General features: G+C 77.3%; 2 protein-coding genes (1 of these 2 only partly in view). Both read left to right on the forward strand.

Annotated elements, in window-relative coordinates; translation table 11 throughout:
• Nucleotides 1-3499 carry the end of a type I polyketide synthase gene (locus tag A4R25_RS02325; protein WP_064446437.1) on the forward strand. The gene continues 26324 nt to the left of window position 1, outside the view, so the window shows 3499 of its 29823 coding nt (coding positions 26325-29823); the start codon falls outside the window, past its left edge; its stop codon occupies nucleotides 3497-3499.
• Between the two features lie 349 nt (nucleotides 3500-3848).
• On the forward strand, nucleotides 3849-13907 hold the full coding sequence (locus A4R25_RS02330; RefSeq protein WP_064445425.1) for a type I polyketide synthase: 10059 nt from the start codon (nucleotides 3849-3851) through the stop codon (nucleotides 13905-13907).
• Nucleotides 13908-13910: the final 3 nt, after the last annotated feature.

The following is a 13910-nucleotide window of genomic DNA, read 5'->3' on the forward strand; positions in this document are numbered from 1 at the left end:
CGCCCACGTGATCATCGAGGAGGCCCCGGCGCCGGTCGCCGCCGCCGACACCGCCGTGTTCGACGTGACCGCGGGGCACGGCGAAGCGCGACGCGACCACCGCGCCGTGGCCCTGCCGTGGCCGGTCTCCGCCGCCGATCTGCCCGCCCTGCGCGAGCAGGCCGGGAGGCTGGCTGACCACGTCGCGACCGGCGACGACCCGGCCGGCCTGGTCGCCTGGGCGCTCGCCGACGGCCGCGCCCACCTCGGCCGGCGGGCCACCGTGATCGCCGCCGACCGGGAGACCCGGCTGGCCGCGCTGCGCGCCCTGGCCGCCGGGGAGGAGCACCCAGCGGTGGTCACCGCCCGGCGACGCGCCGGCAGCCTCGCCGTCCAGTTCTCCGGCCAGGGCGCCCAGCGCCCCGGCGCCGGCCGCCAGCTGTACGACACATTCCCCGTCTTCGCGGCGGCCCTCGACGAGGTCTGCGCGGCCCTGGACCACCAGCTGCCGCAGCCGCTGAAGCCGGTGCTGTTCGCGGCCGAAGGCAGCGCCGAGGCGGCGCTGCTCGACGAGACGGTCTTCACCCAGGCGGGGCTGTTCGCGCTGGAGGTGGCCCTGTTCCGGCTGGTCGAGTCGTTCGGGGTGGTGCCCGGGCACGTCGCCGGGCACTCCATCGGCGAGATCACCGCCGCGCACGTCGCCGGCGTGCTGTCCCTCGCCGACGCCGCCACGCTGGTGGCCGCCCGGGGAAGGCTCATGCAGGCCCTGCCCGCCGGGGGCGGGATGCTCGCCGTCGCCGCCGACGAGGCTGCCGTCGTCGAGTCCCTGGCCGGGCTGGGTGACCGGGTCGGCGTCGCCGCCGTCAACGGCCCCACCGCCGTGGTGCTCGCCGGGGCCGTCGACTCCCTCGACGGGCTGGAGCGGCTCTGGCGGGAACGCGGGGTGCGCACCCGCCGGCTGCGGGTCAGCCACGCCTTCCACAGCCCGCTGATGGAGCCGATGCTGGCCGAGTTCCGGGCCGTCCTCGACGGGCTGGCGTTCGCCGCGCCGCTGCTGCCGATCGTGTCGAACCTGACCGGGCGGCTCGCCGAGCCCGACGAGATCCGTACGCCCGACTACTGGGTGCGCCACGTCCGCGAGGCCGTCCGGTACGCCGACGGGATCGCCGCGCTGCGCGACGCGGGCGTGGACACCTTCCTGGAGCTCGGACCGCAGGCGGTGCTGACGGCGATGGCCGCCGGCCTGCTGCCCGGCGACGAGGACGGCACTGCCGTGGCGGCGCTGCGCGCCGGCGCCGACGAGCCGGCCGCCCTGCTCGCCGCGCTGGCCGTCGTGGACGGCACCGGGCGGGACGTCGACTGGGCGGCGGTGCTCGCCGCGCTGGCCGGCCCCCGCCCGGATCCCCGCCTGCTGCCCGAGCTGCCGACGTACGCGTTCCGGCCGCAGCGCTACTGGCCGACCCTCGACACGTCGCCGGCAACGGTCGCCGACCCGGTCGACGACGCGTTCTGGCGGGCCGTCACCGACGGCGACCTGGGCCGCCTCGGCCTCGACCCGGACCAGCCGATGCGCGAGCTGCTGCCGGAACTGGAGTCGTGGCGGCGTCGCCAGCAGCTCGACGGCACCCTGGCCGGCTGGCGGTACCGGGTCACCTGGGAACGCCGGGCGCTGACCGGCGCCGACCCGGGCACGTGGCTGGTCGTGGCCCCGCCGCACCAGGTCACCGACCGGGTGCTCGCCGCCCTCACGGCCGGCGCCGCGGCGGTGCACCTGCTGACCGTCGACCCGGCCACCGCCACCCGCGACGGTCTGGCCGCCGACCTCGACCGGCTCGCCGCCGCGCACCAGCCGACGGCGCTGCTGTCCCTGCTGGCGTTGGACGAGGCGCCGCACCCGGAGCAGACCGCACTGCCGACCGGCCTGGCGGCGAACCTGCTGCTGGTGCAGGCGCACACCGGCCGCTCCGGCCCGGCCGTACCGCTGTGGCTGGCCACCACCGGCGCCGTCGCCGTCGACGGGGAAGCGGTCGCGCACCCGGCGCAGGCCACCACGTGGGGCCTCGGCCTCGTCGCCGCGCTGGAACACCCCCGGCACGTCGGCGGAGTCGTCGACCTGCCGGCGGGCCCGGCCGAGGCGGCGTACGCGGCCCTGGTCGGGGCGCTGGTCAACGTCGACGGTGAGGACCAGCTCGCCGTCCGGGAGGCCGGCGTGCACACCCGGCGGCTGGTCCGCGACACCGGGCTGCCGGCGGCGGGCGACGGCTACCGGCCGAACGGAACCGTCCTGCTCACCGGCGGGACCGGCGCCCTCGCCCGGCACACCACCGACTGGCTGGGACGCCACGGCGCCGAGGTGCTCCCGCTGGCCGAGCCGGCCACGGGCAAGCTCGGCGACCTGATGGAGCAGCTCGCCGCCGAGGAACGGTCGGTGACCGCGCTCGTGCACGTCCCGGCCGAGACCGGCTCGGTGCCGCTCGCCGAGCTGACCCTCGCCGGCCTGGCCGCCGACCTGGCCGCCACCGTCGGCGACGTCCCCAGGTACGCCGACGAGCTGGCGCACCGCCCGCTCGACGCGTTCGTGCTGTGCACCTCGACCACGGGGGTGTGGGGCGCGGGCGGCCGGGCCGGCCAGTCCGCCGGCGATGCGCTGCTGCACGCGCTCGCGGCGAACCGGCGGCACGGGGGACTGGCGGCCACCGCCGTGGCGTGGGGCCCGTGGAGCGACGACCCCGAGTCGCCCGAGCAGGCGCAGCTGCGTCGGCGGGGCCTGCCGGGGCTGCCCCCGGAGCTGGCCCTCGAGGCGTTCGGTCAGGCGCTGCGGGCGGAGGCGGGGCTGATCGTCGCCGACGTGCGCTGGGACCGGTTCGTGCCGACGTTCGCGTCGATGCGGCCGTGCCCGCTGCTGACGGGGGTCCCGGAGGCGGGCGCGGCGATGCCCGCCGACGACGAGCGCCAGCCGGCGGACGACGAGGCGGCGACCGCGCTGCGGGAGCGGCTGCGGCCGCTGAGCCCCGCCGAACGCGAAGGCGTCCTCGTCGACCTCGTGGGCGGCCTGGCGGCGACCGTGCTCGGCCACGGCGGGGACGCGGGGCTGGAGCCCGACCGGGCGTTCCGCGAGGTCGGGTTCGACTCGATGACGGCCGTGGAGCTGCGCAACCGGCTCCGCGCCGCCACCGGCGTCCAACTGCCCGCCGCCGTGGTGTTCGACTACCCCACGCCGGCGGCCCTCGCCCGGCACCTGCGCGACCGGCTCGCGGAGGACGGCGCCGCCGCGGCGGCCCCGCTGCTCGCCGAGCTGGAACGGCTCGACGGTGTCTTCGCGGCCGGCGCGCCGGACCGGCTGACCCGGCAGAAGCTGCTGGTGCAGCTGCAGGCGTTCGTCGCCCGGTGGGGCGACGACCGTGGTCCCGTCGAGGAGAAATCGGCCACGCACACCCTCGACGACGCCACCGATGCCGAGATCTTCGATTTCATCCACCGCGAGCTGGGTGGCCCCGGCGGCAATTTGCCGGGGATCTAGGAATGGTGTCGTACGACCGTTGTCGACGGTCGTGACACGCTGGGCCGGGCGGGTCCGCGCACCCGCCCGGCCGCACCCCGCGAGGGCGGTGCGCCACACCGGTCGCGGGGCGGGTCGGCCCAGCCTGCGCCCCCGCCACCTAGGGGCACCCGTAGGGGCACGCTAGGGGTTGTGACCGCCGTCCGGCGACAATTACCTTTCGTCCGGCGCGTAAGACCTGGTGGGGGGCTGAAACGCCATTTTGTCTGGCAATTCGTGGTCGGCTGAATGGGTTTGGATCTTCGCGGCTTGTGGCGTCCGTGGACGGTATTGGGTCGCTGTTTCTCTCCGACCCGAAGAGGTGGCGTCAATGGCGACTGAAGATACGCTCCGGGAGTACCTGAAATGGGTGACGGCGGACCTTCACCAGACCCGGAGGAAGCTCGGCGAGCTTGAGGCGGCCAACCGCGAGCCGATCGCCATCGTCGGCATGGCCTGCCGCTTCCCGGGCGGGGTGGCCTCGCCCGAGGAACTGTGGGAGCTCGTCGACTCCCGCCGCGACGCCTACTCCGCGTTCCCCGCCGACCGCGGCTGGGACCTGGCCCGGCTGTTCCACCCGGACCCCGACCACCCCGGCACGTCGTACGTGGCCGAGGGCGGCTTCGTCGACTCCGCCACCGAGTTCGACGCCGCGTTCTTCGGCATCTCGCCGCGCGAGGCGCTGGCCATGGACCCCCAGCAGCGGCTGCTGCTGGAGACGTCGTGGGAGGCGTTCGAGCACGCCGGCATCGACCCCTCGACGCTGCGCGGCCACCAGGTCGGAGTGTTCGCCAGCACCACCGGCCAGGACTATGTGGGGCTGCTCCAGCAGCCGCCGCCCGGCACCGAGGGCTACATCCTCACCGGCACCGCGGCCAGCGTCGTGTCCGGCCGGATCTCGTACGCGCTCGGCATCGAGGGCCCCGCCGTCACCGTCGACACCGCCTGCTCGTCGTCGCTGGTCGCGCTGCACCTGGCCTGCCAGGCGCTGCGGCAGGGCGAGTGCACCCTGGCACTGGCCGGTGGGGCCACCGTCATGTCCACCCCGTCCGCCTTCATCGGCTTCAGCCGCCAGCGTGGCCTGGCCATGGACGGCCGGGTCAAGTCTTTCGCGGCCGCCGCCGACGGCACCGCCTGGGGCGAGGGGGCCGGCCTTCTGCTCGTCGAGCGGCTCTCCGACGCCCGCCGCAACGGCCACCCCGTCCTCGCGGTCGTACGCGGCAGCGCGGTCAATCAGGACGGCGCGAGCAACGGTCTGACCGCTCCCAACGGCCCGTCCCAGCAGCGGGTCGTGCTCCAGGCGCTGGCCAGCGCCCGGCTCGCGCCCGAGCAGGTCGACGTGGTGGAGGCGCACGGCACCGGCACCACCCTCGGCGACCCGATCGAGGCGCAGGCGCTGCTGTCGACGTACGGGCAGGGCCGCCCGGCCGACCGGCCGCTCTGGCTCGGCTCGGTGAAGTCGAACATCGGCCACACCCAGGCCGCCGCCGGCGTGGCCGGCGTGATCAAGATGGTGATGGCGTTGCGGCACGACACCGTGCCCGCCACCCTGCACGTCGACGAGCCGACGCCCAACGTGGACTGGACGGCCGGCGCGGTGTCGCTGGCGACCGAGCCGCAGCCGTGGCCCGCCGGGGAACAGCCCCGCCGCGCGGGCATCTCCTCCTTCGGCATGAGCGGCACCAACGCCCACGTGATCATCGAGGAGGCGCCGGCCGCCGACCCGGCGGACGCCCCGGACGGCCCCGCCGCCGCGACCGACCCGGTCACCGCGCCCGTCACCGCCCCGGTCGACGGTGCCGGCCTGGTGCCGGTGCTGGTCTCCGCCCGCGACGCCGCGTCCCTGACCGTGCAGGCCACCCGCTGGGCCGACTGGCTCGACGAGCGCCCCGAGCCGCGGCTGACCGATGTCGGCTGGTCCTCGGCGAGCACCCGGGCCAGCCTCGAGCACCGCGCCGTGCTGCTCGCCGGCGACCGCGCCGACCTGGCCGCCGCCCTGCGCGCGCTGGCCACCGGCGGCGACGCCCCGGGCCTGGTCACCGGCGCGGGCCCGCGCGGCGGCAAGCTCGCGTTCCTCTTCTCCGGCCAGGGCGCGCAGCGCAGCGGCATGGGCCGCGAGCTGGCCGCCGCGTTCCCCGTCTTCGACCGGGCGCTGACCGAGGTCTGCGCCGAGCTGGACCGGCACCTGCCCCGCCCGCTCGCCCCGGTGCTCTTCGCACCCGAGGGCGACGAGGCGGCCGGGCTGCTCAACCAGACCCTCTACACCCAGGCCGGTCTGTTCGCCGTCGAGGTCGCGCTGTTCCGGCTCCTGGAGAGCTGGGGGATCGTCCCGGACGTGCTGCTCGGCCACTCGATCGGCGAGCTCTCCGCCGCGCACGCGGCCGGTGTGCTGTCGCTTCCCGACGCCGCCACGCTGGTGGCCGCCCGGGGCCGGCTGATGCAGGCCCTGCCGGCCGGCGGCGCGATGCTGGCCGTCCAGCTCCCCGCCGACGCCGTCCGAGCCGCCCTGGCCGGCGTCGAGGACGCCGTCGCCGTGGCCGCCGTCAACGGGCCCACCGCCGTCGTCGTCTCCGGCGCCGCCGACGCCGTCGAGGAACTCGAACGCCGCTGGGCCGACCAGGGCGTACGTACCAGGCCGCTGCGGGTCAGCCACGCCTTCCACAGCCCGCTGATGGAACCGATGCTCGCCGAGTTCGCCGCCGTGGTGCGCCGGCTGGAGCTGCAACCGCCGGCGCTGCCGATCGTGTCGAACCTGACCGGCGCCGTCGCCGACGCCGACGAGATCCGCACCGCCGAGTACTGGGTGCGGCACGTGCGGGAGGCGGTCCGCTTCGCCGACGGCGTCGAGCAGCTGCGGGCCCTGGGCGTGCGTACGTTCCTGGAGGTCGGCCCCAGCGGGGTGCTCACCGCGCTGGCCCGCGACGTCCTGGCCGACGACGAGACCGCCGCCGTGGCGCTGCTGCGCCGCGACCGCCCCGAGCCCACGTCGGCGCTCACCGCCCTCGCCGAGCTGCACGTCGGCGGGGTGGAGGTCGCCTGGACGCGGCTGTACGCGGGCGCCGAGACCGCGCGGGTGCCGCTGCCCGGGTACGCCTTCCACCGCCAGCGCTTCTGGCCCGAGCCGCCGCCCGCCGGCCCCGACACCGCCTCCGCCGACGGCGACGACGAGTTCTGGGCCGCCCTGGAGCAGGCGGACGTCGACACGCTGCGCGGCGAGCTGGGCGACGACGACGAGCAGGTGCGGGCGCTGCTGCCGGCCCTGCCCGTGCTGTCCTCCTGGCGCCGGTCCCGGCGGGAACGCTCCCTCGTGGACGGCTGGTCGTACCAGGTGAGCTGGCAGCCCGTGCCGGTCGGGGACGGCGACGCCCCGGCGGGCCGCTGGCTGGTCGTGCTGCCCGCCGAGGACGCGCCGGCGTGGGCCGACGGCCTGGCCGGGCTCTTCGGCGACGCCGAGCCGCTGGTGCTGCGCGTCGGCGCCGCGGACCTGGACCGCGCGGCGCTCGCCGCCCGGCTCCGGGTGCTGACCGGCGGCCGCGCTGTCGACGGCGTGCTCGCCGTCGTCGCCGGCCAGGACCGGCTGCTGCCCGAGCACCCCGGCGTGACCCTCGCCGCCGCCGGCACCCTCGCCCTCGTCCAGGCGATGACCGACCTGGACCTGGTGGCGCCGCTGTGGTGCGTCACCAGCGGAGCGGTGGCGGCGGCCCCGGGCGACCGGGTCACGCACCCGCTGCAGACCGAGGTCTGGGGCCTCGGCCGCGCGGCGGCCGTCGAGCAACCGCACCGCTGGGGCGGCCTGGTCGACGTGCCGGCCACCGTCGACGCCGCCACCACCCGGCGGCTCGCCGCCGTGCTGGCCGGCCACGGCGGCGAGGACCAGGTGGCCGTGCGCCCCGGCGGCACCTGGGCCCGCAGGCTCACCCCGGCCCCGCCGCCGACCGACGAGAACCCGGCCGGTGACTGGTGGTCCGGCGCCGTCCTGGTCACCGGCGGCACCGGCGCCCTCGGCGGCCACGTCACCCGCTGGCTGCTCGACCGGGGCGCCGGGCGGGTGGTCCTGGCCAGCCGCCGGGGCGCCGCCGCCCCCGCCGTGGCGGACCTGCTCGACCGGTACGGCGCCGACGGGCGGGTCACCGCCGCCACCTGCGACGTCACCGACCGGCGGTCCGTGGCGGACCTGGTCGGCTCGCTGCCCGACCTGACGGCGGTCGTGCACGCCGCCGGCACCGACCAGCTCACCCCGATCACCGACACCACCCTCGACGAGTTCTCCCACGTCGTCGCGGGCAAGGTACTCGGCGCCCTGCACCTCGACGCCTGCCTCGCCGAGCGCGACCTCGCCGCGTTCATCATGTTCTCCTCCATCTCCGGCGTGTGGGGCAGCGCCGGGCAGTGCGCGTACGGCGCCGGCAACTCCCTGCTGGACGCCCTGGCCGTCAACCGGCGCGACCGGGGCCGGCCGGCCACCGCCGTCTCCTGGACGGCCTGGGGCGGCGCGCACGGCATGGCCGCCGAGAACGTCGCCACCGAGCAGCTCAACCGGATGGGCCTGCCGCCCGTCGATCCGGAGAAGGCGCTCGTCGCCCTCGACCGGGCGCTGCGGCGGCCCACGCCCTGCGTGACCGTCGCCGACGTCGACTGGAGCCGGTTCCACCCCGCGTTCACGGTGGCCCGGCCCAGCCCGTTCCTCGGCGACCTGCCGCAGGTGCGGGCGCTCGTCGCGCAGGAGGAGGCCGCCGCGCCGGCGGACGGGGTCGCGGCGCCGCTGCGCCACCTCGCGGCGCTCCCGGCGGCGGAGCAGGAGCGGGAGCTGCTGCGGCTGGTCAACGAGCAGACCGCGGCGGTGCTGGGCCACGCCACCCCCGACGAGCTGCGCGGGCGCCCGTTCAAGGACCTCGGCTTCGACTCGCTGACCGCCGTGGACTTCCGGGGGCGGCTGAACGCGGCCACCGGCCTGCGGCTGCCCACCACGCTGGTCTTCGACTACCCGACCCCTGCCGAGCTGGCCGCGCACCTGCGCGAGCTGGTCTCCGGCGCCGCCCCGGCCGACGCCCCGCAGGCCGTCGTCGTCGACGCCGACGAGCCCGTCGCGATCGTCGGCATGGCCTGCCGCTACCCCGGGGGCGTCGACGGGCCGGAGACGTTCTGGCGGCTGGTCGCCGACGGCGTGGACGCCATCTCGCCGTTCCCCACCGACCGGGGCTGGGAGATCCCCGAGCCGGCCGAGGGGACGCACCCGCCGGCGGGCGGCTTCCTCCACGACGTGGCGGACTTCGACCCCGCGTTCTTCGAGATCTCTCCCCGCGAGGCCCTCGCCATGGACCCGCAGCAGCGGCTCACCCTGGAGACGTCCTGGGAGGCGCTGGAGCGGGCCGGCGTGGACCCGGCGTCGCTGCGGGGCACCCGTACGGGCGTCTTCGTGGGCGCCTCCACCTCCGGCTACGGCACGGGGCTGACCGAGGTACCCGAGGGCGTCGAGGGCTATCTGATGACGGGCGCCGCGCACAGCGTCATCTCCGGCCGGGTCGCGTACGCCCTCGGGCTGGAGGGCCCCGCCGTCACCGTCGACACGGCCTGCTCCTCGTCCCTGGTGGCGCTGCACCTCGCCGGGGCGGCGCTGCGGCGCGGCGAGTGCGACCTGGCGCTGGCCGGCGGCGTGGCCGTGATGGCCACCCCGACGGCGTTCCAGGAGTTCTCCCGCCAGGGCGGACTCGCCTCCGACGGGCGGTGCAAGTCCTTCGCCGCGACGGCGGACGGCACCGGCTGGTCCGAGGGCGTCGGCATGCTGCTCGTGCAGCGGCTCTCCGACGCCCGGCGGCAGGGCCGCCGCGTCCTCGCCGTGGTACGCGGCTCCGCCGTCAACTCCGACGGCGCGTCGAACGGGCTGACCGCCCCCAACGGCCCCTCCCAGCAGCGGGTGATCCGGCAGGCGCTGGCCGGCGCCGGGCTGGCGGTCACCGACGTGGACGTCGTCGAGGCGCACGGTACCGGCACCGTCCTCGGTGACCCGATCGAGGCGCAGGCGCTGCTGGCGACGTACGGGCAGGACCGGGGCGACGCCGGCCCGCTGCTGCTGGGCTCGGTCAAGTCGAACATGGGCCACGCGCAGGCCGCCGCCGGTGTGGCCGGCGTGATCAAGATGGTGCTGGCGATGCGGGAGGGCACCGTACCGGCGACGCTGCACGTGGACGAGCCGTCGCCGCACATCGACTGGTCGGCCGGCGACGTGGAGCTGGTGACCCGGTCCCGGCCGTGGCCGGCCGCCGGCCGGCCCCGCCGCGCGGCGGTCTCCTCGTTCGGTATCTCCGGCACGAACGCCCACGTGGTCGTCGAGCTGCCCGCCGACGCGCCCGCCGGCGCCGAGGCGGCCGACGCGCCGATGCCGCCGCCAGCCGCTGCGGCGGGGGAACGCCCCGCCGGGCTGCTCACCGCCGACGTGGTGGCCTGGCCCGTCTCGGCCCGCTCCGCCTCGGCCCTGGCCGCGCAGGCGTCCCGGCTGGCCCGGCATCTGCGCGCGCACCCCGGCCTCGCCCCGGCAGCGGTCGGCTGGTCGCTCGCCGCGACCCGCTCGGCGTTCGACCGGCGCGCCGCCGTGCTCGGCGCGACCCCCGGCGAGCTGCTGGCCGGCCTGGACGCGCTCGCCGCCGGCACCCCGGCCGGCAACGTCGTGACCGGCACCGTCGCCAACCACGGCGCGGGACCGGTGTTCGTCTTCCCGGGCGCCGCCCCGGCGGGCGCGGTGGCCGAACTGGTGGGCCGCTGCCCGGTCTTCGACGACACCCTCGCCGAGTGCCGGCAGGCCCTCGCGCCCTGGGTCGACGTCGATCCGGCCGCCCTGCTCACCGGCGCGGACGCTGCCTGGGCCGACCGGCCGGAGCTGGCCCGGCCCGTCCGGTTCGCCGTCGGCGTGGCGCTCGCCGCCGTCTGGCGGCACGCCGGTGTCACCCCCGCCGCTGTCGTCGGCACCGGCGACGGCGAGGTCGTGGCCGCGTACGTGGCGGGCCTGCTGTCCCTGCCCGACGCCGCCCGCACGGTGGCGATGCGGGCCCGCGCCGCCGCCGGCGGCCTGGACCACGACGGCCTCCGCGCCGCCCTGGCGGGGCTCGCGCCGCAGCCCGGGACCGCCCGGCTGGCCTCCACTGTCACCGGGGACTGGGCCGACGCGGCGGGCCTCGGCGTCGACCACTGGACCGACCCGGCCACCCCGGGCACCGACCCGGCCGTCCCCGGCGCCGGGGACGGGGGGCCGGAGCGGCTCGACGCCGCCCTGCGTGCCGCCGTCGCGGCCGGCCACCTGACCTTCGTGGAGGTCTCGCCGGAGCCGGCACTGGCTGCCGGGATCGCCGCCGCGCTCGACGCCGCCGGCACCCCCGGACACGTCCTGGACACCCTCGGCGGCTCGGCCGACGCCGCCACCCGGCTGCTGACCGGCCTCGCCACCGCGCACGCCCTCGGCCTGCCGGTGGAGCACCGCCGGCTGCTGCCCGAGTCCGAACCGGTCGACCTGCCCACGTACGCCTTCGACCGGCACCGCTACTGGCTGGAGCGCACCGGCGCGCACCGCTCCGTCCTGCCCGCCGTTGGCCTCGACGTGGTGGACCACCCGCTGCTCAGCGCGGTGGCCGACCTGCCCGGCGACGAGGGCCTGCTGTTCACCGGCCGGATCACCCTCACCACGCACCCCTGGCTCGCCGACCACGCCGTGCTGGGCACGGTGCTGCTGCCCGGGACGGCCCTGGTGGAGCTCGCGTCCTGGACCGGCCGGCAGGCCGGCGCGGCGACCGTCGCCGAGCTGAACCTGGAGGCGCCCCTGGCGATCCCCACCGAGGGAGGAATCGACCTGCGGGTACGCGTCGGCCCGCCGGACGAGACCGGGCACCGGCCCGTCGCCATTCACACCCGGCGCGACGACGACACCGCGGCCGACGGTTCCCGGCCCTGGCAGCGGCACGCCTCCGGGCAACTCGCCGACACCGCCGACCCGGATCCCGCGCCGGCCGCCGTGTGGCCGCCGGCCGCCGCCGAGCCGATCGCGCTCGACGGGCTCTACGCCCGGCTCGCCGCCCAGGGCTACCACTACGGCCCCACCTTCCGGGCGCTGCGTGCCGCCTGGCGCTCGGGCCCGGACATCCTCGCCGAGGTCGCCCTGGACGCCGACGCGTCCACCGACACCACGGCGTTCTCGGTGCACCCGGCCCTGATGGACGCGGCGCTGCACGCCATCGGCGCCAGCGCCACGGCCGACGACCCGGCCGGCGGCGCGTCGGGCACCGAGGGCGGCCCCGGCATCCGCCCGGGCCTGCCGTTCACCTGGTCGGGCGTCACCATCCGGCCCACCCGTGCCCGCGAGCTGCGGATCCGGCTGCGCGCCACCGACGCCGGCTCCGTGGCCCTGACCGTCACCGACACGGGCGCGACCCCGGTCGCCTCCGTCGACGGTCTGGTCCTGCGGCCCATCTCCGGCGAGCAGCTCAGCGCCGCCCGCCGCTCCGCCAGCCGGTCCCTGCACCGCCTCGACTGGCTCGCCCCCACCACCGGCCGCGCGGACACCGCCTCCCGGCTGGTCGTCCTCGGCGCCGACTGGTCCGGCGCCGACCGGCACCCGGACCTGTCGACGCTGGTCGCCGACGTACGCGCCGGTGCCGCCGCGCCCGACGCGGTGGTGGTGACCTGCGCCGGAGCCGCCGCCGACGAGCCGCACCCGGCCGCCCAGGCGCACCGGGTCGCCCACCGGATGCTCGCACTGGCCCAGCAGTGGCTCGCCGAGGAGGCCCTGACCGCCGCCCGGCTGGTGGTGGTCACCCGCGGCGCGGTCCGGGTCGACCCGGACGAGCGGATCGCTGACGTGCCGGCCGCCACCGCCTGGGGCCTGCTGCGCTCCGCCCAGTCGGAGAACCCCGACCGGATCGTGCTCCTCGACGTCGACGACGACGCCCCGGCCGCCGCGCTGCTGCCGGCCGCCCTCGCCACGGGCGAACCCCAGCTCGCCGTACGCGCCGGGCAGCTCCGGGTGCCCCGGCTGACCCGCCTCGGGCCGCCCCCGGCCGAGGCGTCCGGCCCCGACCTGGCCGCCGGCACCGTCCTGGTGACCGGGGCGACCGGCCTGCTCGGGCGGCTCGTGGCACGCCGGCTCGTCACCCGGCACGACGTACGGCACCTGCTGCTGGTCAGCCGCAGCGGAGCGGACGCCCCGGGCGTCGCCGCGCTGGTCGACGAGCTGGCCGGACTGGGCGCCACCGTCCGGGTGGCCGCCTGCGACGTCACCGACCGCGAGGCGCTCGCCCTGCTGGTCGACCAGCTCCCCGCCGACCTGCCACTGACCGGCGTGGTGCACGCCGCCGGGGTGCTCGACGACGGTGTCCTGCCGGCGCTCACCCCGGAGCGCTTCGACACCGTGCTGCGACCCAAGGTGGACGCGGCCTGGCACCTGCACGAGCTGACCGAGAAGCTGGACCTGGCCGCGTTCGTGCTCTTCTCCTCGGCGGCCGGCCTCTTCGGCGGCCCCGGGCAGGCCAACCACGCGGCGGCGAACTGCTTCCTCGACGCCCTCGCCCAGCACCGGCACGACCGGGGACTCCCGGCGCTCTCGCTGGCCTGGGGCCCGTGGGTCAACGACACCGGCGACGGGCAGACCGGGCACGTCGACGAGGCCCGGATGAACCGGGGCGGCTTCGTGCCGCTCGGCGCCGAGGAGGGCATGGACCTGTTCAGCGAGGCCCTGCGCTTCGCCGAGCCGGTGGTCGTACCGGTCGACCTGGACCTCGCGTTGATCGGCCGGCACGGGCCGGCGGCGGTGCCGCCGGTGCTGCGGTCGCTGGTGCGGCCGGCGGCGACCGGCGCGGCCCGGGCCGCCGAGCGGAACCCGGCCGAGGCGCTGCGGGAGACCCTCGCCGCCACGGCGGAGGCCGACCGCGACCAGGTGCTCTCCGACCTGGTGCGGACCCACGCCGCCGCCGTCCTCGGCTACGCGTCGATCCGCTCGATCGACGCCGAGCGCGGCTTCGTCGAGCTGGGCTTCGACTCGCTGACCGCTGTCGAGTTCCGCAACCGGCTCAACGCGGCCACCGGCCTGCGGCTGCCCTCCACGCTGATCTACGACCGGCCGACCACGGCCGCGCTCGTCGAGTACCTGCGCGGCGCGCTGCTGGCGGAGCGCAGCACGTCCGCGCTGACGGTGCTCGGCGAGCTGAACAAGCTGGAGCACGCCATGCGCGCGGTGTCCACCGGCGACACCGACCGGGCCGCCGTCGGCGTCCGGTTGCGCGAACTGCTCTCCCTGTGGACCTACACCGAGGCCGGTGCGGACTCCGCCGCCGACGAGGGCACCAGCCTCGAGTCGGCCTCCGCCGAGGAGATCTTCAGCCTGCTGGACGAAGAGTTCGGCTCGGCCTGATCC

The sequence above is a fragment of the Micromonospora sp. NBRC 110037 genome, assembly GCF_001652995.1.
In the GTDB taxonomy this organism is placed as follows: domain Bacteria; phylum Actinomycetota; class Actinomycetes; order Mycobacteriales; family Micromonosporaceae; genus Micromonospora; species Micromonospora chalcea.

Excerpts from the sequence above, each read along its gene's own strand:
- A4R25_RS02330 (WP_064445425.1), top strand. The coding sequence starts at position 3,849 with ATGGCGACTGAAGATACGCTCCGGGAGTACCTGAAATGGGTGACGGCG.